This is a genomic window from Bradyrhizobium sp. USDA 4354 (assembly GCF_054060315.1).
The window spans coordinates 459,323-485,021 of record NZ_JBSSDC010000001.1; the positions used below are offsets into that span (position 1 = coordinate 459,323).

At 64.0% G+C, this 25,699-nt stretch carries 19 protein-coding genes; 9 read left to right on the forward strand and 10 right to left on the reverse strand.

What is annotated here, in order from left to right; genetic code table 11:
• Positions 1 to 66 precede the first annotated feature (66 nt).
• The 3 genes from ACVIIV_RS02240 to ACVIIV_RS02250 form a co-directional block, all read right to left on the reverse strand.
• Entirely contained in the window at positions 67 to 462 is a 396-nt protein-coding gene (locus ACVIIV_RS02240; protein ID WP_456742706.1) for a type II toxin-antitoxin system death-on-curing family toxin, read from the reverse strand.
• Between the two features lie 11 nt (positions 463 to 473).
• A complete protein-coding gene (locus tag ACVIIV_RS02245) occupies positions 474 to 698 on the reverse strand; it encodes an AbrB/MazE/SpoVT family DNA-binding domain-containing protein (protein WP_027545558.1) in 225 nt (74 codons plus the stop codon).
• Positions 699 to 791: 93 nt separating this feature from the next.
• Positions 792 to 2,714, reverse strand: a complete 1,923-nt coding sequence (locus ACVIIV_RS02250; protein WP_456742707.1) for a M3 family oligoendopeptidase — start codon at positions 2,712 to 2,714, stop codon at positions 792 to 794.
• 127 nt (positions 2,715 to 2,841) lie between these two features.
• Here ACVIIV_RS02250 and ACVIIV_RS02255 point away from each other — a divergent pair, with 127 nt between their 5' ends.
• From ACVIIV_RS02255 to ACVIIV_RS02265, 3 genes are all read left to right on the forward strand, one after another.
• Positions 2,842 to 4,338 carry a sigma-54-dependent transcriptional regulator gene (locus ACVIIV_RS02255; protein WP_456742708.1) on the forward strand — a complete coding sequence of 499 codons (1,497 nt, stop codon included), beginning with the start codon at positions 2,842 to 2,844 and terminating at the stop codon, positions 4,336 to 4,338.
• A 350-nt stretch (positions 4,339 to 4,688) separates the two neighbouring features.
• Positions 4,689 to 6,902 (forward strand): L,D-transpeptidase family protein, encoded by a 2,214-nt coding sequence (locus ACVIIV_RS02260; protein ID WP_456742709.1) that lies wholly within the window; start codon positions 4,689 to 4,691, stop codon positions 6,900 to 6,902.
• Between the two features lie 286 nt (positions 6,903 to 7,188).
• Complete coding sequence (locus tag ACVIIV_RS02265; RefSeq protein ID WP_456742710.1) at positions 7,189 to 8,808, forward strand: DUF882 domain-containing protein; 1,620 nt, start codon at positions 7,189 to 7,191, stop codon at positions 8,806 to 8,808.
• A gap of 78 nt (positions 8,809 to 8,886) precedes the next feature.
• On the opposite strand, the gene ACVIIV_RS02270 is transcribed toward ACVIIV_RS02265, so the two are convergent.
• The 3 genes from ACVIIV_RS02270 to ACVIIV_RS02280 form a co-directional block, all read right to left on the reverse strand.
• Complete coding sequence (locus ACVIIV_RS02270; RefSeq protein WP_456742711.1) at positions 8,887 to 10,653, reverse strand: adenylate/guanylate cyclase domain-containing protein; 1,767 nt, start codon at positions 10,651 to 10,653, stop codon at positions 8,887 to 8,889.
• A gap of 115 nt (positions 10,654 to 10,768) precedes the next feature.
• Positions 10,769 to 11,041 (reverse strand): DUF2312 domain-containing protein, encoded by a 273-nt coding sequence (locus tag ACVIIV_RS02275; RefSeq protein WP_456742712.1) that lies wholly within the window; start codon positions 11,039 to 11,041, stop codon positions 10,769 to 10,771.
• Between the two features lie 194 nt (positions 11,042 to 11,235).
• Positions 11,236 to 11,541 carry a DUF1244 domain-containing protein gene (locus ACVIIV_RS02280; protein ID WP_456742713.1) on the reverse strand — a complete coding sequence of 102 codons (306 nt, stop codon included), beginning with the start codon at positions 11,539 to 11,541 and terminating at the stop codon, positions 11,236 to 11,238.
• A 168-nt stretch (positions 11,542 to 11,709) separates the two neighbouring features.
• Here ACVIIV_RS02280 and ACVIIV_RS02285 point away from each other — a divergent pair, with 168 nt between their 5' ends.
• Together ACVIIV_RS02285 and pyk are read left to right on the forward strand one after the other, a co-directional pair.
• Complete coding sequence (locus tag ACVIIV_RS02285; protein ID WP_456742714.1) at positions 11,710 to 12,300, forward strand: DUF1036 domain-containing protein; 591 nt, start codon at positions 11,710 to 11,712, stop codon at positions 12,298 to 12,300.
• Positions 12,297 to 13,733: a pyruvate kinase gene (gene pyk / locus ACVIIV_RS02290; RefSeq protein ID WP_456742715.1), complete on the forward strand. Its 1,437-nt coding sequence runs from the start codon at positions 12,297 to 12,299 to the stop codon at positions 13,731 to 13,733. Before ACVIIV_RS02285 ends, pyk begins: the two co-directional genes overlap by 4 nt.
• Before the next feature lie 148 nt (positions 13,734 to 13,881).
• On the opposite strand, the gene ACVIIV_RS02295 is transcribed toward pyk, so the two are convergent.
• The gene (locus ACVIIV_RS02295) at positions 13,882 to 14,562 is read right to left on the reverse strand and encodes a helix-turn-helix domain-containing protein (protein ID WP_456742716.1); all 681 of its coding nucleotides are present in this window, start codon (positions 14,560 to 14,562) and stop codon (positions 13,882 to 13,884) included.
• A gap of 598 nt (positions 14,563 to 15,160) precedes the next feature.
• Between ACVIIV_RS02295 and ACVIIV_RS02300 the strand changes: the two genes are divergently transcribed.
• Both ACVIIV_RS02300 and ACVIIV_RS02305 read left to right on the forward strand, forming a co-directional pair.
• Positions 15,161 to 16,762 carry a glycosyltransferase 87 family protein gene (locus ACVIIV_RS02300; protein WP_456742717.1) on the forward strand — a complete coding sequence of 534 codons (1,602 nt, stop codon included), beginning with the start codon at positions 15,161 to 15,163 and terminating at the stop codon, positions 16,760 to 16,762.
• 678 nt (positions 16,763 to 17,440) lie between these two features.
• Positions 17,441 to 18,418 carry an ABC transporter substrate-binding protein gene (locus ACVIIV_RS02305; protein WP_456742718.1) on the forward strand — a complete coding sequence of 326 codons (978 nt, stop codon included), beginning with the start codon at positions 17,441 to 17,443 and terminating at the stop codon, positions 18,416 to 18,418.
• Between the two features lie 141 nt (positions 18,419 to 18,559).
• On the opposite strand, the gene ACVIIV_RS02310 is transcribed toward ACVIIV_RS02305, so the two are convergent.
• The 3 genes from ACVIIV_RS02310 to ACVIIV_RS02320 form a co-directional block, all read right to left on the reverse strand.
• Complete coding sequence (locus ACVIIV_RS02310) at positions 18,560 to 20,095, reverse strand: PAS domain-containing sensor histidine kinase (RefSeq protein WP_456742719.1); 1,536 nt, start codon at positions 20,093 to 20,095, stop codon at positions 18,560 to 18,562.
• A gap of 476 nt (positions 20,096 to 20,571) precedes the next feature.
• On the reverse strand, positions 20,572 to 21,798 hold the full coding sequence (locus tag ACVIIV_RS02315) for a glycosyltransferase family 87 protein (protein WP_456742720.1): 1,227 nt from the start codon (positions 21,796 to 21,798) through the stop codon (positions 20,572 to 20,574).
• A 171-nt stretch (positions 21,799 to 21,969) separates the two neighbouring features.
• A complete protein-coding gene (locus ACVIIV_RS02320) occupies positions 21,970 to 22,134 on the reverse strand; it encodes a Flp family type IVb pilin (RefSeq protein WP_197963016.1) in 165 nt (54 codons plus the stop codon).
• A gap of 416 nt (positions 22,135 to 22,550) precedes the next feature.
• Here ACVIIV_RS02320 and ACVIIV_RS02325 point away from each other — a divergent pair, with 416 nt between their 5' ends.
• Positions 22,551 to 24,041, forward strand: coding sequence for a hypothetical protein (locus ACVIIV_RS02325; RefSeq protein WP_456742721.1), 1,491 nt, complete (start codon positions 22,551 to 22,553; stop codon positions 24,039 to 24,041).
• A 44-nt stretch (positions 24,042 to 24,085) separates the two neighbouring features.
• Positions 24,086 to 25,648 carry a hypothetical protein gene (locus ACVIIV_RS02330; RefSeq protein WP_456742722.1) on the forward strand — a complete coding sequence of 521 codons (1,563 nt, stop codon included), beginning with the start codon at positions 24,086 to 24,088 and terminating at the stop codon, positions 25,646 to 25,648.
• The last annotated feature ends 51 nt before the right edge of the window (positions 25,649 to 25,699 follow it).

Below are 25,699 nucleotides of genomic sequence, written 5' to 3' on the forward strand. Positions count from 1 at the left end.
GGCTGGGATACCTTAAACCTTTGGGCAGGGCAACGGCACAGCTGCGCAGTTTTCCCGCAAATCGGGTCATTTGGAATCCCAATTGTCGCGGATCCAGCGCGTGAGGCTCTGCTCGCTGACTTCGCCGGCGGCGAGAGAGAGGATGATGGTTGTCGCTTCCGCCGGATCGGGACTGAACGCCACGCCATTCTTGCGAAGGAAGACCATCATCGCCATGAAGGCGATGCGCTTGTTTCCGTCGACGAATGCATGGTTCTTCGCGAGCCCGAATGCATAGGCTGCGGCAAGCTCGTCCAACGGCGCCTGCTCGTAGCGCCATTTGTTGATCGGGCGATCGAGCGCCGACCGCAACATGCCTTCGTCACGCAGTCCAGGCGCGCCTCCGAAGCGTCGGAGTTGCCGGCTGTGAATGGCGACGGCCTGCTCGTAAGTGATCCAGAGCGGCTCCTGAGGATCGCTCATTGCATGGCCGACTACTTCGCAAGCGCCGCGAGCGTGTCGCGATACTTGTCCATCACCTCGTCGGCGATTTCCATCGTCCGCTCGAAATCGGGATCGTAAGGCAGCGCCTGGAAGCCACCGCCGGGCAATTCCACGATGTGCAATTGCTGCCCGCGCTTGAGATCGAGCCGCTGCATCAATTCGCGCGGCAGCAGCAGTCCGTCTGAATTGCCGATCTTCTTGATCTCAATTTTCATGGTCTACGCTCCAACCCGTTATACATCTGTATAACATCGCCAGAGACCTGGTTCAACAGATGTTTTACGTGCCGCGAGAGGCGCCCGCGCCCCTCAGCCCATCGCCTCGAGCTCGTCGATCATCCCCGCGATGACACTGAGGCCGCCGTCCCAGAACTTCGGGTCCTTGGCGTCTAACCCGAACGGCCGCAGCAGCTCGGAATAGTGCTTGGTTCCACCGGCGGCGAGCATGTCGAGATAGCGCTCGGCAAAGCCTTCGGCCGCGTTCTCGTAGACGGCGTAGAGCGAGTTCACGAGGCAGTCGCCGAACGCATAGGCGTAGACGTAGAACGGCGAGTGGATGAAGTGCGGGATGTACATCCAGTAGTTCTCGTAGCCCGCCTTGATCTCGATCGCCGGCCCCAGGCTCTCGCCCTGCACCGACAGCCAGATCTCGCCGAGCCGGGTCGCGGTGAGCTCGCCGTTCTTGCGCTCGGTGTGGACCGCGCGCTCGAAGGAATAGAACGCGATCTGCCGCACCACGGTGTTGATCATGTCCTCGACCTTGCCGGCGAGCAGCGCCTGGCGCTGCTTCGCGTTCTTGGTCTGGGCCAGGAGCCGCTTGAAGGTGAGCATCTCGCCGAACACGCTCGCGGTCTCCGCCAGCGTCAGCGGCGTCGGCGCCATCAGCGCACCGTTCTTCGCGGCGAGCACCTGATGCACGCCGTGGCCGAGCTCATGGGCGAGCGTCATCACGTCCCGCGGCTTGCCCTGGTAGTTCATCAGCACGTAAGGATGCGCCGACGGCGTGGTCGGATGCGAGAACGCGCCTGGGACCTTGCCCGGCCGCACCGGCGCGTCGATCCAGCGGTCGACGAAGAAGCGCTCGGCGATATCGGCCATTTTGGGCGAGAAGCCGCGATAGGCGGTCAGCACCATGTTGCGCGCATCCGGCCAGCCGATGACGTCAGTCGCAGCGAACGGCAGCGGCGCGTTGCGGTCCCAATAGGCCAGCCGCTTCTTTCCGAACCACTTCGCCTTCAGCGCATAATAGCGATGCGACAGCTTCGGATAGGCGGCGCGGACCGAGGCGACCAGCGCATCCACCACCTCGCGCTCGACGCGGTTGTTCAGATGGCGGGAATCCGCGACGTCCTTGAAGCCGCGCCAGCGGTCGGAGATGTCCTTGTCCTTGGCGAGCGTGTTGGTGATCAGCGCAAAGGTGCGCTCATTGGCCTTGAAGGTTTTCGCCAGCGCCTCCGCCGCGCTCTTACGTTTGGCGCCGTCGCGGTCCTGCAGCAGACTGAGCGTCGGCTCGATCGCGAGCTCCTTAGGCCCGACCTTGAAGCGCAGGCTGGAGATGGTCTGGTCGAACAGGCGGTTGAAGGCGGAATAGCCGGTCTGCGCCTTCTCCAGAAAGAGCTGCTCGAGCTTGTCGTCGAGCTGGTAGGGCTTCTCCTTGCGCAGATCCTCGATCCAGGGACGATAGTGCGCGAGCTCGGCGGCTTGCATCGCGCGGGTCAAAATATCGTCATCGATACGGTTGAGCTCGAGCGCGAAGAACAACAGATGCGTGGACGCCGCCGTCAGGCGTTCGGACACATCGCCATAAAACTTTGAAATCGCAGGGTCCACGCTGTCGCCGGCATGGACGAGGCCGGCATAGGAGCCGAGACGGCCGGCGAGATCGTCGATCGCCTCATAGCGTCGCACCGCCTCGGCGAGCCACTTTCCGCCATCTTCGTTTGCTGTCCCTGTCGCCAGCTTGCCCTTGTAGTCCGTCTCGAAGGCGACGCAGTCGGCATCCAAGTTTTCGAGATCGCGCGCCACTTCCGGCGCATCGATCCCGGAATAGAGATCGGCAAGGTTCCACTCCGGAAGCTTGCCGGTCTTGCTCGCAGGCTTTGCGAGTGAAGTTTTAGAGGGTTTTGCCTTGGCGGCAGATTTCTTGGCGGCAGATTTCTTGGCGACGGATGTCTTGGTGGCTGGCTTGCGGAGAGCAGACTTCGTGACAGCGGTCTTGGAGCGCGAATTCATTGTGTGGGAAACCTGTGTTCAACAAGCGCGGCGGCGGGCGGGGGCATCAAGGTTTAAGCGTGTGTTAATCGGCTTCGGCCAGAGTGCCCCGATTCGAGACAGATAGTAGTAGCGTGCGGGGAACACCATGGCTGCCAGTATTTTGATCGCCGACGACGACGCAGTAGCCCGCCGGCTGGTCGAGAACATGGTGCAGAAATGCGGCTATGAGACGGTCGTCGTCGACTCCGGCAACGCCGCGATCGCCACCCTCACCGCCCCCGACGCACCGGCCATCGACGCCGTCATCCTCGATCTCGTGATGCCCGGCCTCGACGGCATGGGCGTACTGGCGAAAATCCGCGAAGCAGGCCTGAGCATCCCCGTTATCGTGCAGACCGCCCATGGCGGCATCGACAACGTGATCTCGGCGATGCGCGCGGGCGCGGCCGATTTCGTCGTCAAGCCGGTCGGCGTGGAGCGGCTCCAGGTCTCCTTGCGCAACGCGCTCAACACGTCGGCGCTCAAGGGCGAATTGCAGCGTATCCGTCACAGCCGCGAAGGCCGGCTGACATTCTCGGACATCATCACGCGCGCCGAGGCCATGACGGGCGTGATGCGAGCCGCACAGAAGGCGGCAAACTCAGCGATCCCCGTGCTGATCGAGGGCGAGTCCGGCGTCGGCAAGGAGATGTTCGCGCGCGCCATCCACGGCAGCGGCGAGCGCAAGGCCAAGCCGTTCGTCGCGGTCAATTGCGGCGCGATTCCCGACAATCTCGTCGAGTCCATCCTGTTCGGCCATGAGAAGGGCGCCTTCACCGGCGCCACCGAGCGGCACATGGGCAAGTTTGTCGAGGCTCATGGCGGCACGCTGTTTCTGGATGAGGTCAGCGAGCTGCCGCTGACCGCGCAAGTGAAGCTGCTGCGCGCGCTCCAGGAAGGTGCCGTGGAGGCAGTCGGCGGGCGCAAGCCGGTCAAGGTCGACGTCCGCATCATCTCGGCCACCAATCGCAAGCTGCTGGAGCGGGTGAAGCAGGGACATTTCCGCGAAGACCTGTTCTATCGCCTGCACGTGCTGCCGCTGACGATCCCTTCGCTGCGGGCCCGGCGTGAGGATATCCCGCATCTGCTCAGGCATTTCCTGGCGCGCTTTGCCGCCGAGGAGAACCGCCCCATCACCGGCATCAGCGGCGAGGCCGTCGCGCAGCTTGCCCAGCTCGACTGGCCCGGCAACATCCGCCAGCTCGAAAACGCGGTCTACCGTGCCGTGGTGATGAGCGACGGCGACCAGCTCGGCCTCGGCGATTTCCCCCTGCTCGCCTCGCAGCCGCATCCCATCACGGATATTCCGACCGCCCCGTTGATGCTCGAGCCCGCGGCGGCGCCTTCAGTGGTGTCGGGTAATGAAATACCAATCGCTCCGCTCCCCGCTGTGGGAACTCTCGCCATGCTCACCGCGACCGGGGATGTCCGCTCGCTGGAAGACATGGAGAACGAGATCATCCGCTTCGCGATCTCGCACTATCGCGGCCAGATGTCCGAAGTGGCTCGCCGCCTCAAAATCGGCCGGTCAACGCTTTACCGCAAACTCGACGAGGCCGGGGTTCCCGGGCATGGCGGCAAAAGCGGTGAGGAGACGCACTGAGCCCAGTGCGAACGGAGGTTCGCGCGACGGCGCGAGACGGCTGTAAGCCGTTCGCATGACGACAGAATTCGGCTGCGATTTGAACCGTGACTTGGAAGTGACAGACAGAGTGAAAAGCGCGTGGCAGAAGCGCACGATCCGTTGCCAAGAGGCTCCCTTGAAGTCAGTTTGTCGTGAGTTGTCCCGGGTAGCGCTGGCTGCAAAATCGGGGCCTGTATATCGTCTGCGTAGGAATCGTTGCGTGCAGGCGTGCAACTTTCGAGAGGCCGGCGCGGTTTAGCCGAAACTCACCAATAGGCCATAACGAGGCTGTTCCACGACGGAACAGCTCACCCGAGGGGTGCGACACAATGCGTGACTGTTTGAACCACCGTGCGGGCTTTGACCGTGTCTTGATGACGGTCGCGGCGACCTTCCTCACGGTGTCGGCCAGCTCGGCCCTGGCGCAGGATCAGGCGCGCAGCAGCGCCGCCGAGCTCGCGATCGAAGCTGCGATCCCGCGCCCCGAGCCCGCAAACGTCCCGCCCCCGACTGCAGCCGACATCAAGCTCGACACCACCGCCACGGTGCAGGATTCCGCCAAGGAGACTGTGAGGGAATCCGTTAAAGCGGACGCCGCGCCGGCGCCGGACAAGGTCGAGACCAAGCCGTCCGACGTCGCCACCACACCCGCGCCTGAAGCACCGAAGAGCGAGACGGCCAAGTCCGAACCTGAGAAGACCGAGCCCGCAAAGACCGAGCCCGCCAAGGCCGACACCGCAACCGTCACGCCGGCCGCTCCCACGGCACCTGCTGCCGCAGCGCCTCCCGCCGCCGAGCCGGTGAAGGCCGCGAGCAACGTGCCCGCCGCCGACCAGCCGGTCGCGGACAAGCTCAAGGACATCATCGGCGCCAAGACCTCGCGCCATTTCGACCGCAAGAACGAGCGCGCGGCGATCGAGAAGTTTTACGGCGCGCGCGATTTCGCACCGGTCTGGACGCAAGGCGGCAACCTGACCGCTGCGGCCAAGGGCGTGAGCGCACGGCTGAAGGACGCGGCGTCCGACGGCCTCAATCCCGCCGACTATCCGGTGCCGGATTTCGCCGCCGCAACGACGCCCGATGCGCTGGCGGATGCCGAGCTCAAGCTCACCGCCAGCATGTTCGACTATGCGCGCCATGCCCAGAGCGGCCGCATGCATTGGTCGCAGGTCAGCGGCGACATTCTCTATCCCGAACATCCGGTCGACCCCAACGAGGTGCTCGCCAAGGTCACGACCGCGGCGGACGCCTCCGCAGCGCTCGACAGCTACAACCCACCGCACAAGCTCTACAGGGAGCTGAAGGCCAAGCTCGCCGAGCTGCGCGGCCAGGACAATGGCCCGGTGATCGAGATCGCCGACGGTCCCGCGCTGAAATACACCCCTGCCGGCAAGAAGCAGGCTGAAATCGTCGTGGAGGATCCACGCGTGCCGCAGCTCCGCGCCAAGCTCGGCCTCGCCGAGAACCCGAGCGACACCCGCTACGACGCGGCAGTTGCCGACGCCGTGCGCAAATTCCAGAGCAGCGCCGAGATGAAGGCGACCGGCATCCTCGATGACAAGACGGTCAAGGCGCTCAACACCCCGAAGCGCGACAAGCAGATCGACACCGTGCTGGTGAACATGGAGCGCTGGCGCTGGCTGCCGCGCGATCTCGGCGCGCCCTCGCTGGGGGATGCTTATGTCATCCTCAACATTCCCGACTTCACGCTGAAGGTGATGCAGCGCGGCCAGCAGGTCTGGACCACGCGCGTCGTGACCGGCAAGCCGGGAACGCATGCGACCCCGCTGCTCAGCGAGACGATGAAGTACATCACGGTCAATCCGACCTGGAACGTGCCGCCGTCGATCGTCTACAACGAATATCTGCCGGCGCTGCAGCAGGACCCGACCGTGCTTCAGCGCATGGGCCTCAGGCTCGAACAGAATCGCGACGGCTCGGTGCACATCTCGCAGCCGCCCGGCGAAGCCAACGCGCTCGGCCGCGTCCGCTTCAACTTCCCGAACAAGTTTCTGGTCTATCAGCACGACACGCCGGACAAGCATTTGTTCGCCCGCGACGAGCGCGCCTTCAGCCATGGCTGCATGCGCGTGCAGAATCCGGATCAGTATGCGTCCGTGCTGCTCAACATCACCATGCCGAACGAGAGGTACACGCCTGAGCGCGTGCGCAGCATGTACGGCAAGAGCGAGATCGATCTGAAATTCCCGACCCCGATCCCGGTCAACATCACCTATCAGACCGCGTTCGTGGACGACGCCGGCAAGCTGCAGTTCCGCAAGGACGTCTATGGCCGCGACGCGGCCATGATCAACATCCTGAAGAACAACCGCGGCAAGGACCTCGAGGCCATCGTGGCCCATTCCCAGCCGAGTTATTCGCGCCCGGCCACGACGTTGCCGTCAGGGGTCGCAGTGGCCAACAATGGCGGGGGCTTCGGTTCGTCTGGGCCAAACTTCTTCGAGCGGCTGTTCGGAGCGCCGGCCCCGACCCAGCCGCCGGCGCCGGTCGGCCGTCGTCCGCAGCGGGTGTTTACCCGCTGAGCCCGGCTCAGCGCCTGGTTCACAACAATTCTGCGATGAAATAAGCGGCCCCGTCCTCTGGATGGGGCCGCTTAACGTTAACCATTCTCCAACCTGCGCTCGGGCAGCGGGCGTTTTTTTGCCACAGTCAACCGTTTAGGATCGTATTCTGACTTGGTTTGGGGGCGGGAAGGTCAACCTCGAATTAACCTTCTCGCTTTAAGAAAGCGTTCATCCTCTTTCGCGCTGCTAACGGGGTTGGCGGGAGAGTCCATTTTGAACGCTCGTCGACTGGGTGGGCTCATACGTGCTGACTGGTCTCGCACGCCAATTCGCTGTGCTGTCGTTGTCCCATGCGGGCGTGAAGGCCGGATCCCGGATCGGCCTCGCCGGCGCATTGCTGCTTGCGGCCGCCGGTTCGGTTCATGACGCGGCCGCGCTGAACGAGACCAAGACGCTCTCCTTCCACCACACCCATTCCGGCGAAGATCTCACCGTCACCTTCAAGCGCGACGGGCGCTACGACGAAGCGGCGCTGAAGCAGCTCAACCACTTCCTGCGCGACTGGCGCACCCAGGACGAGACGGTCATGGACCGTCGCCTGTTCGACATCCTCTGGGAAGTCTATCGCGACGTCGACGGCAAGCAGCCGATCCAGATCATCTCCTCCTATCGCTCTCCCGCCACCAACGCCATGCTCCGCCGCCGCTCCTCCGGTGTGGCGCGGTTCAGCCAGCACATGCTGGGGCATGCGATGGACTTCTATATCCCGGGCGTGCCGCTGGAGCAGATCCGTTTCGCCGGCCTGCGCCTGCAGCGCGGCGGCGTCGGCTTCTATCCCACCTCGGGCTCGCCCTTCGTGCACCTCGACACCGGCAGCATCCGGCACTGGCCGCGCATGACGCATGACCAGCTCGCCCGCGTCTTCCCGGACGGCAAGACGGTGCATCTGCCGACCGATGGCGTGCCGCTGAAAGGCTATGAGCTCGCCAAGGCCGAGATCGAGCGGCGCGGTAGCGGCGACGATGCCGGCAGCAAGCCGAATTTCTTTGCCGCCTTGTTCAGGAGCAAGCCGGCTCCCGCCGCCGCGAATAGCGACGAGGATGACGAGGGCGCGCCCGCAATCGCCGCGAAGCCGGCGGCGCCGACCGTGGTCGCAGCCGCCGCCAAGCCCGCCGAGCCGGTGCCGACGCCGCGCGCCAAGCCGCAAGTAGCCGCAACTCTCCAGCTCGCTTCGGCCGATGCCCAGATCGTCGCGCCGCCCAAGCCGAAGCCCGCGCCCGTGGCTGACAAGCCGGCGACCGGCAAGCCTGTTGACGGAAAGCTGGAGACCCCGGCCGACATCATCAATGCCCGCGGCTTCTGGGATGATGTCCCGGCCGCGCCGCAGCAGGCGACGCCGGCGCAGGTCGCAGCGTTGAAGGCGCGCCAGGCGCTGGCCGCCGCCACCGATCCGCAACCGACCGCGAGCGTGTCCAACGCGGCCTTCCAGGCCCTGGCTTACGCGCCGGCCGCCTCCCCGGTCGACCGTGCCAATGTCGTCGCCGCCTCCGCGCCGATCCCGCGCACCGCCCGCCCCGCCGCGTCCCGCAGCGTGGCTCAGGCGACGGAGATCAACACGGTGGTCGGCAAGAGCATCGACGGCAGGATCGCAACCGCCACCCGCCTCTCTGCGGCCAAGGGCGAGAGCGTCTGGCTCAAGATCGTGATGCTGTCGCCGAGCGCCAGCCGCGCGATGTCGGTGACGCTGATGGGCGAGCTCGATACGGCGGCGCTGCGCGGCTATTTCGTCAAGCCGCGCGCCGTGATCGCGATGGGCTTCTCCGACGATCCGATGCAGGGCCTGTCCTGCGACAGTTTCTCGGGCAGCGCGACCGCAAAGCTCGAGACGACGTCGTTCCTCATGCGCACGGCGGCGCTGCGCTGAGGCGCATAGCGACCTCCACGAATTCAGTCTCGTAGCCCATCCTGCGATGATCGCAGGCAGTCTCCGTCGTGCGCCAGATCAAGCCGGCAGGCCTGCCCGGAGAAGGCCTGCCTCATAGCGCTGACGATCGACCTGCTGCTTGTAATGCTGGGTAGCAAGATGATTGGCCACCGAAAATGCCGGCTCACGCCTGAGAACTTCGGCCGCGTGCGCACCAGCAGCCACTGCATTGCCCATCTGCGCGAAGATTCCGGCAAGGAACGCATGATGGGTGTGATCGGGGCGTGAGATCCTCGAGAAAGCTTCGGCGGCTTCGGCGTATTTCTCGGCACAGTAATAGGCGCGCCCGAGATGGCTCCAGAAGCGTTCCGGGTGATACGGGTTGAGCCGCATCGCCTTCTTGATCCAGTCGATGCCCTCCTCCGGCCGCCCCAGCCAGGTCAGCAGTTCACCCTGCTGCACGACCACGAGGTCATAGTTCGGGTTGAGCGCGAGCGCGCGTTCCTGATGATAGGCGGCCTTGTCATGGTCGTCGCGATTCAGATTGAGTGCCGCGAGGATGCGGTGGACATCGCTGTCATTGTCGTCGAGGCCCAGCGCGGTTTCCAGCTCTGCAGCCACCTGCTCAAAGGTAGCGTCACGATCCGCGCACCAGTTATAGACCCAGGTCTGGCCGAGGACGCACGCCTTCCACGCGTGTGCGTGAGCATAGTTGCCGTCGAGTTCGAGCGCCCGGTCGAGCAGAAGCTGCGCCCGCGCATTGTCTTCGCGATTGGAGCGATGGTGCAAGACCTTTGCGGCCAGCACGCATTCATAGGCTGCCATGTTGTCCGTCGGCTTGCGGTTCGCCCGATCGTGCGTCGCCGCCTCGACACGGCCGGGCAACGTGGCCGCGATCGCCCGGGTCATCTCGTCCTGGATCGCGAAGATGTCCTTGAGCTCGCCGTCATAACGCTCGGCCCAAATATGCCGGTCCGTCTCCGCATCGATCAGCTGCACGGTGACGCGGACGCGATTCCCGGCCTTTCGCACGCTTCCCTCGATGACGTAGTCGACACCGAATTCGCGGCCGACGTCCTGCACCTTGACCGACCTTCCCTTGTACACGAAGGTCGAGTTGCGCGAGATCACCAGCAGGTCGTGGAAGCGGGAAAGCTCCGTGATGATGTCTTCGGTCAAACCATCCGCAAAGAACTCCTGCTCCGGATCGCCGCTCATGTTGGCGAAGGGCAGCACGGCGATGGACGGCTTCTTCGACTTGCCAGTCGCCTTTGCAGGGGCCATCGTGCCGGCTGGCGCGCTTGCCGACCCATCCTCCAATCGAATCCGGTAGACGCGGATGGAGCGCGCGATGTTCTTGACGTTCTGCTCGCCGATGTCTTCGAATGCGACGCCATCGAGACGCTGGCCCAGCTGGTCGCGCACAGCGCTGGAGATGCAGATGCCCCCAGGTTCGGCCAGCGTCTCCAACCGTGCCGCGACGTTGACGCCGTCGCCGAAAATGTCGTTCTGGTCGACGATCACGTCGCCCAGATTGATACCGATGCGGAATTGTATCCATCGCGGCGGCGGGACATCGGCGTTGCGGCGTCCCATCCGGCTCTGAATTTCAGCAGCGCACAACACTGCGTCGACGACGCTATGGAATTCGACGAGCAGGCCGTCGCCCGTTGTCTTGATGATGCGGCCGTGGTTTTTGGCAATCGCCGGATCGATGAGCTCGATCCGGTGGGTCTTGAGACGCGCGAGCGTGCCACCCTCGTCGACCTCCATGAGACGACTAAAGCCGACCATGTCAGCCGCGAGGACCGCGGCGAGCCTGCGCTCTGGTCCAGGCACATCCATTGCTCGGTCCCTTCACCGAGCATTCTAGCAGACCAGCGGGTTTTGCCCAAGCGCGGGCCCCGCAAATTGCGGCCCGGTGAGGTACTCTTACGGATGAGGCGCGGTCCTGGCGCCTTCAGATCATCCCCAGCGCCTGCATGTAGGTATCGAGAATGGTCTCGGCCTCCGCGCGCTCGTTGGGGTCCTGCTTGCGCAGGCGCACGATCGTACGCAGCGCCTTGACATCGTAGCCGTTGCCCTTGCTCTCGGCATAGACGTCGCGGATGTCGTCCGAGATCGCCTTCTTCTCTTCCTCCAACCGCTCGATGCGCTCGATGATGGATTTGAGCTGGTCCTTGGCAAATTTCGTCGCGGGCTCGTCGTCGCGGACGGCGGCGGAGGTGGCCATCTTGGTACTCCCAATGGAACTGGCAAAACGAGGTGACGCCGGCATCGTCACCGCGCGTGCTGGGTAGACCCTTAGGGTCGGCGCTCCCGGCGTTCAAGCAAGCATCGCGCTCGTCCACAGCGCGCCCACACCTTCCTGCGCCGACGCAAAGAAAGCTGTTGTGTGGTGCGACTCAGGGCACCGCCATAGGCCGTTCAGTGCCCGTGAGGATGGACCTTCTTCATCGCCTCGAGCTGCTCGGGCGTGGCCGTGCCCTGGTACTTCGCTTTCCAGGTCTCGTAGGACATGCCGTAGACGGCCTCCCGGCTCTCGTCCTTGCTCAAGGGCACGCCCTGGGCGTCAGCGGCATCCTTGAGCCAGTTGGAGAGGCAGTTGCGGCAGAAACCCGCCAGGTTCATCAGGTCGATGTTCTGGACGTCCGTCCGGCTCCGCAAATGATCGACCAGGCGCCGGAAAGCGGCCGCCTCGAGCTCCGTTCTGGTTTTGTCGTCGATTGCCATGGCTGTCTTCCTTAAGGCCCGTCCCGGTGGCGGTCACCCTTACGGGATCAGGTGGGTCCTGTCACAGATTTTGCCATATCGCGGCGCAAAGGGGCCACGGCCCGGCTATGGGGCAGTTCCCCCCGCCCTACGCCAAATCGTCAATGATCTGGTATAGCTTCCGCGACAATGACTGCCGAATCTCCCCGCTCCCCGCTTCGTCTGCTCGCCCGGTTGGTCCCGGTGCTGGCGGTCACCCTTCTGTGCCTTTGCGCCAATCCCGCCTCCGCCGATTTCCGCCTCTGCAACAACACGTCGAGCCGGGTCGGCATTGCGCTTGGCTACAAGGACGCCGAGGGCTGGACCACCGAGGGCTGGTGGAACATCTCGTCGCGCTCCTGCGAGACGCTGCTACGGGGCACGCTGGTTGCTCGCTACTACTACATCTACGCCATCGACTATGACCGCGGCGGCGAATGGTCGGGCCAGGCCTTCATGTGCTCGCGCGACAAGGAGTTCACCATCCGCGGCACCGAGGATTGCCTGGCGCGCGGCTATGATCGCACCGGCTATTTCGAGGTCGACACCGGTGAGCAGCGGGCCTGGACGGTGCAGCTGACCGACGCCAACGAACAGCCGGCGCAGCAACGTGTTCCTGGCCTGCCCGGCCCGGTTGGCCCGGGCGGCGTTCCGGGTTTGCCCAACAGCCCGCCCGGTGGTACGCCGCCCGCGCCTGGCCTCCCGCCAGCGCCCTCGCCCCCGTCTGGAAGTAAGCCATGAGGCGCCTTCGCCGTATCAAGATCCTCGCGACGCTCGGACCCGCCTCGTCGGACCTCGCGATGATCCGCCGCCTGTTCGAGGCCGGCGCCGACCTGTTCCGCATCAACATGAGCCACACCCCGCATGACAAGATGCGGGAGCTGGTGGCGACGATCCGCAACGTCGAGAGCAGCTATGGCCGGCCGATCGGCATCCTGGTCGACCTTCAGGGCCCGAAGCTGAGACTCGGCTCCTTCGCTGACGGCGCGGTCCAGCTCCAGAACGGCCAGACCTTCACGCTGGATTCCAACAAGACGCCAGGCGATGCCACGCGCGTCCATCTCCCGCATCCGGAGATCCTGGCCGCGCTGCGGCCGGGACATGCGCTGCTGCTCGACGACGGCAAGGTGCGGCTGATCGCGGAGGAGACGTCGAAGGAGCATGCGGTGACCCGGGTCGTCGTCGGCGGCAAGATGAGCGACCGCAAGGGCGTCAGCCTGCCCGACACCGACCTGCCGGTCTCGGCGATGACGCCCAAGGACCGCGCCGACCTCGAGGCGGCCCTCGTCACCGGCGTCGACTGGATCGCGCTGTCGTTCGTGCAGCGCGCCGACGACGTGCTCGAAGCCAAGAAGATGATCCGCGGCCGCGCCGCCGTGATGGCCAAGATCGAGAAGCCGCAGGCGATCGACCGCCTCGCCGACATCATCGAGGCCTCCGACGCGCTGATGGTGGCGCGCGGCGACCTCGGCGTCGAGCTGCCGCTGGAGCGGGTGCCGAGTCTGCAGAAGCAGATGACGCGCATGGCGCGTCGCGCCGGCAAGCCGGTGGTGATCGCGACCCAGATGCTGGAATCGATGATCCAGTCGCCGGTGCCGACCCGCGCCGAAGTCTCCGACGTCGCCACCGCCGTCTATGAAGGCGCCGACGCCATCATGCTGTCGGCCGAATCGGCGGCCGGCAAATTCCCGGTCGAGGCGGTCTCGACCATGAACCGCATCGGTGAGGAGGTCGAGCGCGACCCGACCTACCGCTCGGTGATCATGGCCCAGCGCCCCGCTCCTGAATCCACCGCGGGCGACGCCATCGCCGACGCCGCAAGGCAGATCGCCGAGACGCTCGACCTGCCCGCCTTGATCTGCTGGACCTCATCGGGCTCGACCGCCGTACGCGTGGCGCGCGAGCGGCCGAAGCCGCCGATCGTGGCGATCACGCCGAACATCAGCGCCGGCCGCCGGCTTGCGGTGGCCTGGGGCGTGCACTGCGTGGTGGCGGAGGACGCGCGCGACCAGGACGACATGGTGAGCCGCGCCGGCCAGATCGCGTTCCGGGACGGTTTTGTCCGCGCCGGCCAGCGCGTGATCATCGTCGCCGGCGTGCCGCTCGGCATTCCCGGCACCACCAACATGGTGCGCATCGCCTCGGTCGGCCCCGGGGGCGACGCGAATATGTGAAGTCCGGGCCGCTCAAACAAAAAACGCGAAAACAACCCCATGCACAGTAGAAGGCGATTTCGGCGCGGGTGCTGCGGTTTCTCGAAAAGGCCCGCTCGAACAACGGCCTGAGCGCGATCAGGTCTGCACCTCGACCGCGTGTCCGATGTTACGCCCCAACCAGCGCCTTCGTGGTCGGCAGCAGCGTCTGCTGCACCACGAGGCCGCGGGCGCGGGCGTCCATGACGCCGACGGCGCGCAGCGCCAGCAGCGTCACGGTCTGCACCGCGTCGCGCATCTTGACGGGATCATCGAGATTGTCAGGCGCGAGCGGGCCGACCAGGGCCTCATGCAGGGCGCCGAGCAATGCGGTGGCGGCGAGCGCGGTATCCTGCGCCGGCAGATGGCCAGCCCGCACCGCAGCGTCGATCCGGGACGCAATTTCGCCGGCGATCTCGCGCCGGCTGGCAAGCCGGGAGGCGCTGACATCGACATCGACCGGCTCGGCCAGGATGCCCCAGGCCAGCCTGCGCTGTGACAGCGTATGGACCGCCACGGTGGTGACGGCGGCCGCCAGCGCCGAGGACGGCCCCGGCGCGGCATCCGCCGCCCGGCGGATCGCCGCGAGCTCGTCGCGGGAGACCTCGGCAATGAGCTCGGAGATCAGCTCGGCCTTGGAAGGAAAATAGCGGTAGACCGTGCCGGCTGCGACATTGGCCCGGACCGCGACCGGCGCGATCTGCACGGCCGCCATCCCGCCTTCCGATGCCGCCTCCCGCGCCGCCGCCAATATCGCACTGCGCCGGGCCGCAAGGCGCTTCACCACTTGATGCGTCCGCCGATAAACCATGGCGCGCTTCCTGTCCCACACGCCAGCCGCACGCCCTGCGGCCGAACGCTTCGTCACGTCAGAAGATGCAAATCGCCCCGCAAGGACTGAACAACTATTCAGGGTGAATGACAAGATGGGAAATGCGTGAAGCGCCATGGCGAGCGGACGGGGGCGCCAAGGCTGCGTCGGCGGCATGAGGGCCCGTCTTGAAGATTGCCGGAGCAACCCTCTCCCCCCTCTCCCGCAAGCACAGCGCTTTGCATCTGGCTCGTAGCGACGCCCTGCGCACACCTCGTTCTTCGAGACGGCGCTGACGCGCCTCCTCTGGATGAGGCTCATCGGCGTCAGTGCCGTTGCACCTGTTGACCCGCACTCCGCCCTCATCCTGTTCCCGACGTACGCAACCTTTACGCGTCAAGCCGCAAAATTCCCGCATTGATTCATGCAACCTTAACTGGCCGGCGGTAGTCATGCGGTTGTAAATTGGAATTCGGCAATGCGTTTCACGAGCGGGCTTTCTGCGGTTCAGCGACCCGGCTCTGCTCGTGATGTTCCCGGCGCACATGGCGCCTTGATGTTGGAACGCGCGGCGATTTCCTCCGATCTGCGAGAGGTCATGTCCATCCCCGCGGCCGGGAGGCTGCGGCAATCATGGTCGGCGAAGCCGCGCGGCAAGGCGCTTGCAGCCATCGCCATTGTCGTCTGCTCGATGCTGGCAGGCGCGCTCTACACCCTGGCAATGGGCGAGGACGTCAACTGGGATTGGCAGAACTACCACGAATACAATGTGTGGGCCGTTCTCAACGGCCGCTATGGCGTCGATGCGATCCCGCCGGGCTTTCAGACCTACTTCAATCCGATCGTCTATTTTCCGGTCTATTACCTCCGCCAAGTCCTGCCGTCGCCGTATGGGCTGATGATCATCGGCGCCATTCACGGCCTCAACCTCGCGCTCATCTGCCTGTTTGCACGCCTGGTCCTGCGCCAGGCCGCGACCATCGCTTCGATCGCGGCGGCGGTCGCAATCGCGGCCTCAGGTCCGATGACGCTCTCGGAAGTCGGCACCAGCTTTTCCGACGTGCTGCTTGCCTTACCCGTGATCGGCGGCTGCCTTTTGATCCTGACTACGGATCGCCAACCCGCGATCCGCTACCTGCTGGCCGGGCTCCTGATCGGCGCTGCGGTCGGGCTGAAGCTGACCAATGTCGTCTACGCGATAGGCGCTGCCGCGGCGGTGCTCGCCTCCACGCGTCCGCTGCGGGCGATCACGCTTCTTGGAGCCGGCGGGATTATCGGCGCTGCGCTCACCGGCGGCGGATGGTGCCTGATCACGTGGCGCGACACGGGCAATCCGATCTTCCCGCTGTTCAATGCACTATTCCAGTCAAGCGAGGTGGCCGCCGTCAATCTGATGGATGCGCAGTTCATGCCCCATGGCGTGCTCGACGCACTGGCCTACCCCTTCTACTGGCTGATCGGCGACCACAGAGGCGCGGAGCATCCGTTCCGCGACGCGCGATTCGCGGTCGTGACGGTCCTGCTCGCGCTCGGCCTGTGGGCCCGCAAGACGCGAAAGCGCGCGATCCTCACACGACGTGATGCGCAGCTTGTGGTGCTGTTTGCAGTCTCCTACCTGGCGTGGCTCGGCCTGTTCTCGATCCAGCGCTATGCGGTCGTTCTGGAGCTGTTGTGCGGCCCGCTGATCGTTCTGCTGCTCGCGCGCCTCGCTGCGAGCACCGGGCCGACATGGCTGACGGCGTCCCCTCGTCCGCTCAGCGTGCTGACGTTGACGGTTGCAGCCGCGATCGCAGCGTGGTCGCAGCCGGCGGATTGGTGGCACCGCCCCTGGTCCGACGTCTACCGGCCGAAGATCGCTAACGAGCTCGATCAGCCCGCGACCTACTTTATCCTCGGCAAGCCGCTCGCCTATATCGCGCCGCAGCTCCCCTCCCAGTCGCGGTTTTACCTGCTCGCCGATATCGCTGTGCCAATCGTCCCCGGCGGCATCTTCGACCAGCGAATTCGCGCCGGGCTGAAGGCGCCGCTGCCCGGCGGCGTCCGCGAATTGCACATGCGCGGCGAACCGGACCGCAACGCGCTTTTGGATCGTTACGCACTCACCATCGATCGCTCCCGGCCCTGCGTCGCCATCGAGGGCGCCCGCCCCGGCACGATCCTCGAAAGCTGTCCGCTCATCGCGCGGGCGGCCGCGCACTAGATGTGTACTGCCAAGGGCAATCTCGGCTGCCGATGGCCAAGCGGAAACATCTGCTCGGGGACACTTTATCGGTTTTGACTCTTCGCGGAAACTAACGTTGTGCGGTCAAGATGCCGAACATGCACCCCAAATGGCTTCGTCAGCTGCCCTATTTGGTTCACACCAACAGAGAACTCGGCCTAATGCTGAGGGGCACGAAGCCCCTCGCATATTTCATGGATCTCGTCGGTGATGAGCCAGACATCTGTATTCGATATTGGCGGCTGTTCGATAGGCATGTTGCTGTAGGCCGACTGATAAGACACGAGGTGATCGAACCGTGCCCTGAACTGCCGCAGCTCAAATACCGAAGGCTATTCTACGCCTTACCGGGCCACGAGTGGCGGGTTGATGCAATGCTTACGCTTCTGAGCGAGCCCGGAGCATGGTCCGACAACCGCGAAAGGCGCTTTGGTGAGTTGCTTGGCTACGAGGAGTGGCAGAATGACTATTGGCTAACCCACCGCCGTTCGCTTGCGGACGCTTAGTCTGCAATTGGCCAGCGCCGCCGCCTAGACGTCAGCTGTGAGGGGTCGACCGGGCGCAACCGAGATCAGGCCCAATCGTCGAGAATGATCCTAAGCGGACATAGCTTAATGTGCTATGCTTGTCCTCCTATGCGCGTCAGGAGGTCGGGCGATGAGACGGCGGGATGTGATCACGCTGGCGATCGGCGCGATTTTGGCGGGACCGCCAAATGCACGAGCGCAGCAGTCCTCTCGTAAGGTGTGGCGTTTGGCATTCCTGAACACCGACTCGTGGGAAAGTGAAGTCCAGCGCGCCTTGTTCGAAGTTTTCAGGAGCGAACTGCAGAAGCTCGGCTACACGGACGGCAAGAACCTTGTCATCGAGCGCAGAGCGGCAGAGGGCCATATCGAGCGCCTCGATCAGCTCGCGAACGAGTTGATCGCCGTAAAGCCAGACGTAGTGGTCGCAGTTGCAACACCTGCAATAGCCGCCGCGCGACGAGCAACCGCAACCATTCCTATCGTGATGTGGGGAGCCGGGGATGCGGTGGCTTTGGGCCTTATCAACAGCTTAGCGCATCCCGGAGGAAACCTTACCGGTGTAGCCACGATGTTCTCCGACACAACCGGCAAGTCACTTGAACTTCTGCACAGTATCCTTCCCGCAGCAACGCGAGTGGCCGTGCTGGGCTCGCCCATCCCCGCCCGCAAGCGGCAGTTTGAAGAGACGGAGGCCGCTGCAAAGATATTGGGTCTGGTGACGATCCCCATCTTTACTTCCTCCCGGGATGATCTCGGCCAAGCTTTCGAAAGAATGGTGCAGGAAAAGTGCGATGCACTTTTCGTACCTGCTGCTCCGATAGAGCCGGAAATTGTTTTACTGGCCGCTCGTAAGAAGATTCCAGCGGTTTACCAAATCAGCGCCTTCGTGGATTTGGGTGGCCTCGCAAGCTATGGGGCAAGCCTCGCAGTGATGGGCAAGCAAACAGCACAATATACAGCCAAGATATTTCAGGGAGCCAAACCGGCAGAGCTTCCGGTCGAGCAACCGATCGCCTTCGAGCTTGCCCTGAACCTCAAGACGGCTGCGGCGCTAGGATTGAGAATTCCGGCCGAGGTCATCGGCCGAGCCGACAAGGTGATTGAATAATGACTGCTGCGAGCGAGCGAACGCGCCGATCCCGTTGCGCCGCTGCGGCCGGCATGAAGGATCATCGCGTCCGTAGCGAGGATGCGTTTGAGGCCGCGGGCTCCCGCCTGCGCAGCGCCCGCTCATGAAAAGCGGCGTGGATCACCCCTGTTCCGAAGGCAGACTAAACAGAAACACGGCCCCCCGTGGTTCATTCGCTCGGGTCCAAAGCCGCCCTCCGTGCGCCTCGACGATCGATTGGCAGATCGACAAGCCCATGCCGATGCCGTCCGGCTTGGTGGTGTAGAAAGGGTCGAACAGGCGGTCGATCATTGCCACGTCAAGTCCGGGACCGTTGTCCCGCACGGCGACAACGACGAGACCTGAGGCATCTGCAGCCGTGCTGATTCGCAGCTCTCGTCCGCCAACGTCGAGGCAGTTCATTGCCTCAATCGCGTTGAGGATCAAATTGAGAACGACCTGTTGCAGCTGGACGCGATAGCCCTTCACGAGCGGCGAGCCCGGAGCGAGGTCGGTCTGGACCAAGACATCATGCTTGATCAGCTCGCTCCGAGCTATGGTGATCACGTCCAGGATTGCGCCATTGAGGTCGACGCTCTCCTTCGGCGCCGGCGTTTTCTTGATCAGGGAACGGATCCAACCGATGATCTCACCGCCTCGCTTGGCTTCTGCGACGATGGATGCGAGCGCCTGCCGTGCCTTTTCGAGATCCGGAGATTGTGTTTCTAGCCAGTTCAGTGCGGCTTCTGCGTTGCAGAGCATCGCGGTGATCGGTTGGCTCAGTTCGTGTGTCACCGAAGCCGTGACCTGGCCCATCGCCGCCGCGCGATTGGCGTGGGTTAGTTCAGCCTGCATCTCGCGGAACGTCTCGGCGGTTCGCTTGCGTTCGGTTATGTCGCGGCTTAGACAAATGATCTGTGACCGGCCGCCTTCGCAGAATTCCCGCATACGGACTTCGACGGGAAACACAATGCCGTCCTTTCGGCAATAGCGACTCTCGAGCGTAGCGATGCCGCCGGCCTTGAGGCGCTCGCGGTTGGCACGCCAGGCCGCTTGATCCATCTGCAGATCGAAGAAGGAGGCAGCTGCACCGACCAGTTCGCCCCGGCTGTAGCCGAGGCTTTCGCAGGCATTCCGGTTCACATCGAGAACGCGACCGTCTTCGCTGTGGAGCATGAACATGTCGGTCGCGTGGTCCACGAAGGTACGGAAACGGGCCTCGCTCTCGATCAGCGCCTGTTCGGCGCGCTTGCGCTCCGTGATGTGGCGCCCCACACCGCGGTAGCCCATGAAGTGCCCGGTGTCGTCAAAGATGGGAAGCCCGGAGACGGACACATAGCGCTTGCCGCCGTCGGGCGTCGGCCGCGCGAGCTCGAAATCGCGAAACGGAAGGTGGGCATCGAGTATCTCCCGGTGCTTGCGCCAGCCCTCTGCATCAGGCTCCAGATAAGGGACCTCCCATCGTGTCCTGCCGATCTCGGAGACGGGCGGTTCGGGAAGTGTCTCAGCGAACTCCTGGCGGATGAAGCGATGCTGCGCGTCAGTTTCCCAGTACACATCAAAGGAGAATTGCACCAGCGTGCGAAAGCGTTCCTCGCTCTCGCGCAGTGCCTCCTCGGGGCGCTTGCGCTCATTCGAATCGAGCGCGACCGACGGCACTTGAATCGGATGGTGCATGATCACCTCTTGCTCACGAGCGATGGATCAATCGAGGCATTCTTCTACCGGATTGCGGACCTGTCTCTCGCCCGGAGTGGCAAACGGCGGGTGATCGCTAACGATGCACGGCGGGTCGAACCTGGCCTCACAGCGGTCAATGATCGACCAGGAATATGCCTCGTGACGACTATACTCACGTATACAAGCCGTCTCCATAGCCATATTGCTGCGACGACCCCGACCCGACAACGCGAGCTCAACTCCGGTTCCTTCAACGCATGCGTGCGAGGCGGAGCCCGCTTCTTGTGCCGCGGGCATCACCCACCGTCGGCGGTGGCCGATCCAGAAAGGTCGCCTGTTGGCCCTCAGCGGCGGCTGAGGAATGTCAGCTGTTCCGCCGCTATCGAGGGTGCAGCAGACATCGACGCTGACGGCGAACGCCTATGAGTACACGCCCTAGCGTCTCACCCGGAGCCCGAGCCTGGTCGAGCTTCTCAGCTCGTTCGCGCTGCCGCGAGTTGCGCCGATGCAGCCTCGGCCATCCGCCAAGCCGCGCAGCGTCCGAGGATCAGCCCGAACACGATCAGGATGGCCGGGAAGCCCACCGGTTGCCCGAGGAACAGGAAACTCGCAAGCAGCGCGAAGACGAGCGCCAGCGCCATCACCTCATGGCGAGTGAAACCTTCATCGAGCCCGGCGCGGATGAGGAAGGCCACCGCGATGCCCAGCACGACCAGATCATACATGAAGAGATAGGGCGTCGTGAGCAGCGTCGCGGTCGCGAGCATCGCCGCCTTGAGGGCGTAGGGCAGCCGGCTCCGCCACACCACGACCAGCACGACGGCAACCGCTGCCGTCAACACCCACTGGAAGATCCATCCGAGCTGCTCGGTGCCGCCGAGATAGCGCACCAGCGCGAAGATGCTCTGCATCTTGAACCAAGGCGCCCTGCCTTCGGTCAGGAAGGCCTGTGAGAACATCGGGATCCAGTGGAAGAACGCCTGCCAGCTTTCGGTGCCGAAGGCGAACCAGGACACCGCGGCGATCGCAGCGGTGACGATTGCGGCCGTGAAGAGCACCGTCCATTCGGCGGCGGCGAGCAGAACCAGCGGAAACAGCAGTCCGTATTGCGGCTTGTAGCTGAGAAGGCCGAGACAGATTCCGGCCAGCACAGGGCGCTTCGGCAGCAGATAGAGCATGCCGCCAATCAGCGATGCCGTGAGGAAGCCGTTCTGCCCGACCAGGATGTTGAGGAAGGCGGCTGGAAATCCAATCGCAATCACCAGGCCCGCGCTGCGCCCGATGATCGCGCGCATCACGGCGAGATAGGGCACCATGCTGAACGCGGCCCAGCCGATGAAAGCCACCGCATAGGGAAACTGCGCGAGGAAGGACGCGACGAACAGGAAGGGCGGCGGATAGTGCCAGGCGAAGTGGCCGACGAAATCCTGCTTGAGCAGCGCAAGCTCGACCTGCTTCTGAATATCCCAATCCCAGGCCTGCGCGGGATGCCCCTCGAGCGCGAGCTTTCCGGCCGCCCAGACATTGACGAAGTCCGTCGGGATGCCGCGTCCGTCCGCGTCAAAGATCCACAGATGGGTGAGGTAAGCGGTCGGAAAATACGCCAGCGTGACGATCGCCAGCACGAAAGAGATGTTGAAGAGCGTCGCAGGGAGTGCGTGACGACCAACAGCAAGCGGGACGGACGAAGCTTCGGCCATGCGGCTTCCTTTGACGCAATACGGTAACGCAGATGCGTTCAAGCCATACACCCGAATGACTTGAAGGAGGCTTAAGCCTGATTGTCGAATGCGCCGCGCCGATACCCCCGGGCAAAGCAAAAGAGCCCCGTCGATGACGGGGCTCTCCGCTATTCCGGTGATCGTCCAGTCTTACTTGAGGCTGGTCGAGATCGAGGTGAACTTGGCGTTCAGCGTGGTGCCGAGGTTGTTGACGACGGTGATGATCGCCAGCGCGATGCCGGCAGCGATCAGGCCGTATTCAATGGCGGTGGCGCCGGATTCATCCTTCAAGAAACGCGCAACGAGGTTCTTCATAGAGTGCTCCAAATGAGTACACGAGGCTACAACTGATCTGGTCTTTTCGGCTTCCCAGCGCCGCACGACCATGGAACCGAACCTAGAGGCAAAGAATTGCGCCGCAGTTAATTCGACTGCTTAAACATCGAACGGTTTGCGCCTATTCGCCCATGGTAAATCGAATTCCAAAACAATCCGTTAAATTGTCGAGACCTGAAGCCGGCCTGGCGCAGCCGGTTTACCCGAAGTTATGACCGCCGTGGTCCAATGCCGCCCACTCGGGCTGAAGCGGGATGAGATGAATTGTTCATCGTGCTTCAGGTTATTGTTTGCGCATGATCTTCTCGGAAAGCCGCTACCTGCCTTGCGCCAACGCGGCCCTCCGGGTCCGGATCATGCTCGGACCGACAAGAACAACAGGACGACGAGGCGGCATGTCCCTTTCCTTTGCCAACAGCATCGCGGTGCAGGGCCGCGCGCGGGCCCTGGTGCCACTGTGCGTCGGCGCCGGCGCCTACCTGTTCTTCCTTTTTCTCGGCGACACGCTGCTTCAGGATTCCGACTCGTTCTGGCAGATCAAGATCGGGCAATGGATCCTCGATCACCGCGCCATGCCCACCATCGATATCTATTCCTTCACGCGAACCGGCGAGCCGTGGATTTCGACGTCCTGGCTGTCGCAGGCCGCGTTCGCCTTCTCCCATGCGCAATGGGACTGGGCAGGCCCCGTCATCCTCACCGCGGTCGCCGTCGCGCTCGCGGTCGCAATCTTCGTCTATCTGCTCGACGCGCATATCGAAGCTCCGCGCGCCGTGCTGTTCGCGATGCTGGCGCTGCTGCTGTCGATCCACCACGTGCTGGCGCGTCCGCATATTCTGGCGCTGCCCGTCATGTTGGCCTGGGTCGGCCTGCTGATGGCGGCTGCCGACCGCAAGAGCGCGCCGTCCTGGACCTGGCTGCCGCTGATGGCGCTCTGGGCGAACCTTCATGGCGGCTTCGTGCTGGGCCTCGCGCTGATCGGTCCGATCTCGCTCGAAGCGGTCGAGCATGCCGAGAAGGGACGACGGCTGTCGCTGTTCATGCGCTGGGTGCTGTTCGGAATCGGCGCGCTGGTCGCGAGCTGCTGCACACCGTACGGCTGGCGAACGCTGCAGGGCGCGACCAACATCCTCAGCCTCGGCGAGCTGCTGTCGCTGATCCTCGAATGGATGCCGGCGAACTTCGCCACGTTTACCCCGTTCGAGGGCGCCCTGCTCGCCCTGATCGCATTCGGCTATTATCGCGGCCTGGTGTTGTCGGCGCCCCGGATCTTCCTGATCCTGTTCCTGACCTGGAGCGCACTGAGCCATGTCAGGAGCATCGAGGCATTTGCGTTTCTGGTGCCGCTGGTGCTGGCAAAGCCGCTCGGCGAGATGTTCCCGCGTCCGGCGCCTGACGTGGCCGGTGCCGACCGCTGGCCGGCCCGCTATGTCACCGCGCTTGGCGCGTTGATGATCGTGGCGGCAAGCTGGACCTCGACGTCGCTCTACATGGGGCACCACCGCTTCGCCTTCACGATGACGCAGACGCCGGTTGCGGCGGTCGACCTGCTCGAGAGACTCAAGCCGCAGCGCATCTTCAACGCGTACCAGTTCGGCGGCTATCTGATCTCGCGCGACATTCCGGTCTTCGTCGACGGCCGCGCCGAGCTCTATGGCGAGAAGTTCATCATGGACTTCTTCAAGGCGACCGAGGGCAAGAAGCCCGAGCTGCTGCCGCGCCTGCTCGAGGAGTACAAGATCGACGCGACGCTCCTGGTCGCCGATGCGCCGGGCCCGCAGATCCTCGACCAGCTCAAGGGCTGGAAGCGGATCTATGCGGACGACATCGCGGTGATCCATGTGCGAGACACCGCAGACAGCGCGACCGCGGCGCCTTCGAAGTGAGGAACTGCTCCAGGGCACGTCTTCGGCCTCAGCGACTCCATCACATGGTTCCTTCCAGCAAGCCGACCCTGACAAATCCGGCTCGTCCCGACCCGGACCGAGCCGTGGCGATCATCGTTCTCGCGATGCTGGCGGCGGTCTCGTTTCTTCCGGTGCTGCTGACGCCGATTCCCGCGATGGTCGATTATCCCAATCACCTCGCCCGCATGTATGTTCTCAGCCAGAATGGCACCCCCGATGCCAATCCGCATTACGAGGTGGCCTGGGCCTTCTATCCCAACCTCGGAATGGATCTGCTGGTCCCCCAGATGGCGCGGCTGATGAGCGTCGAGAGCGCCACACGGCTGTTTCTGCTGCTGAGCCAATTGCTGATCGTCACCGGCGCGCTTCTGCTCGAATGGGTCAGGAAGGGACGCGTTGATCTCGCCGGCTTCGCTGCGCTCGCCTTCCTTTACTGCCTGCCGTTCAGCTGGGGGTTCGTGAATTTCGAGTTCGGACTCGGCCTCGCGCTCTGGGGCATTGCCGTCTATCTGATGCTGGCCGAAGGCCCCTGGCCGCTGCGCTTCGCCGCCAATCTGATCTTCGTCGCCGCGCTCTATGTGGCGCATTTCTTTTCGCTCGGCATCTACGGCGCGACGCTTGGCCTTTTCGAACTGTCGCGTATTCGCCAAGGGCGGGTCGCGTATCCCGTCGCAGCCGCGCGGCTTGGCGCGCTGGCCCTGCCGGCGCTCGCGCTGCTTGCGATCATGCACGTCACGGCAGGCTCGATCGGAAGCGAAGGCAACAGCTGGTTCGTCGCATTCAAGCCGATCTGGCCGCTCCGCATCATGAACGGCTACAATCTGACGATCGCCGCGATCACCGGACTGGCGCTGATGATTTCACTGCTGTTCGCCGCAAGGCGCGGCGTTGTCAGGCTCGAGCCGGCGGGGATCTGGCTCGCGATCGGCTTCGCGCTCCTTTACCTCGTCATTCCCTCAAAACTGTTCGGAACCTCGTTCGTCGATCTTCGTATGATTCCCGCAGCGGCTCTGATCCTGCCGGCGTTCTGCTCGCTGTCATTGCCAGGCCGGGCGTGGAGAATGGCTGCGCTCGCTGCGATCAGCGGCATCACACTGCTCAATCTCGCCGTCGTCCTCGCGGTCTGGTTGCCCTACCGCACCGACTATGCGGCGATCATCGCCTCGTTCCAGAAGATCGATCGCGGCTCACGCGTTCTCGTCGGAAGCACGGGCGACAATGGAGATCCGCCCTTCGCCGACCTCACCTCGTATCCGATGTATTATGCGCCGACGCTGGCCGTGCACTATGCCAACGCATTCGTGCCCAACCTGTTCACGGAAGCGGGCAAGCAGCCCGTGCGGCCGCGTGAGGACGTGCGCCGTATTGCCATCCCCTATGGCGGACCGGTGCCGTCAGGCCTGCTTGCCGCGATCGCGACGGGCCGACCGCCGCCGGAGGCTCCGCCGTTTGTCCGCACCTGGTACCGGGATTTCGACTACCTCTATGTGCTGGGATCACCGGCCGCAAATCCGCTGCCGGATCTGCTGGAGGTGCTGGAGACCTCGGAGCGGTTTGTCCTCTACCGGATTCGCCGCAAGTCCTAGACCGAAGCCGCGGCTGCCCGAGCGTGGTTAACTGCACGTCACCATTCCGGT

Coding starts and splice junctions, on each gene's coding strand:
- ACVIIV_RS02275 (WP_456742712.1), bottom strand. CDS start 11,041: ATGGCCACCTCCGCCGCCGTCCGCGACGACGAGCCCGCGACGAAATTT.
- ACVIIV_RS02255 (WP_456742708.1), top strand. CDS start 2,842: ATGGCTGCCAGTATTTTGATCGCCGACGACGACGCAGTAGCCCGCCGG.
- ACVIIV_RS02250 (WP_456742707.1), bottom strand. CDS start 2,714: ATGAATTCGCGCTCCAAGACCGCTGTCACGAAGTCTGCTCTCCGCAAG.
- ACVIIV_RS02325 (WP_456742721.1), top strand. CDS start 22,551: ATGTCCCTTTCCTTTGCCAACAGCATCGCGGTGCAGGGCCGCGCGCGG.
- ACVIIV_RS02270 (WP_456742711.1), bottom strand. CDS start 10,653: ATGGATGTGCCTGGACCAGAGCGCAGGCTCGCCGCGGTCCTCGCGGCT.
- ACVIIV_RS02245 (WP_027545558.1), bottom strand. CDS start 698: ATGAAAATTGAGATCAAGAAGATCGGCAATTCAGACGGACTGCTGCTG.
- ACVIIV_RS02280 (WP_456742713.1), bottom strand. CDS start 11,541: ATGGCAATCGACGACAAAACCAGAACGGAGCTCGAGGCGGCCGCTTTC.
- ACVIIV_RS02330 (WP_456742722.1), top strand. CDS start 24,086: ATGGTTCCTTCCAGCAAGCCGACCCTGACAAATCCGGCTCGTCCCGAC.
- ACVIIV_RS02300 (WP_456742717.1), top strand. CDS start 15,161: ATGTCCATCCCCGCGGCCGGGAGGCTGCGGCAATCATGGTCGGCGAAG.
- ACVIIV_RS02315 (WP_456742720.1), bottom strand. CDS start 21,798: ATGGCCGAAGCTTCGTCCGTCCCGCTTGCTGTTGGTCGTCACGCACTC.
- ACVIIV_RS02295 (WP_456742716.1), bottom strand. CDS start 14,562: ATGGTTTATCGGCGGACGCATCAAGTGGTGAAGCGCCTTGCGGCCCGG.
- ACVIIV_RS02320 (WP_197963016.1), bottom strand. CDS start 22,134: ATGAAGAACCTCGTTGCGCGTTTCTTGAAGGATGAATCCGGCGCCACC.
- ACVIIV_RS02310 (WP_456742719.1), bottom strand. CDS start 20,095: ATGCACCATCCGATTCAAGTGCCGTCGGTCGCGCTCGATTCGAATGAG.
- ACVIIV_RS02240 (WP_456742706.1), bottom strand. CDS start 462: ATGAGCGATCCTCAGGAGCCGCTCTGGATCACTTACGAGCAGGCCGTC.
- pyk (WP_456742715.1), top strand. CDS start 12,297: ATGAGGCGCCTTCGCCGTATCAAGATCCTCGCGACGCTCGGACCCGCC.
- ACVIIV_RS02285 (WP_456742714.1), top strand. CDS start 11,710: ATGACTGCCGAATCTCCCCGCTCCCCGCTTCGTCTGCTCGCCCGGTTG.
- ACVIIV_RS02260 (WP_456742709.1), top strand. CDS start 4,689: ATGCGTGACTGTTTGAACCACCGTGCGGGCTTTGACCGTGTCTTGATG.
- ACVIIV_RS02305 (WP_456742718.1), top strand. CDS start 17,441: ATGAGACGGCGGGATGTGATCACGCTGGCGATCGGCGCGATTTTGGCG.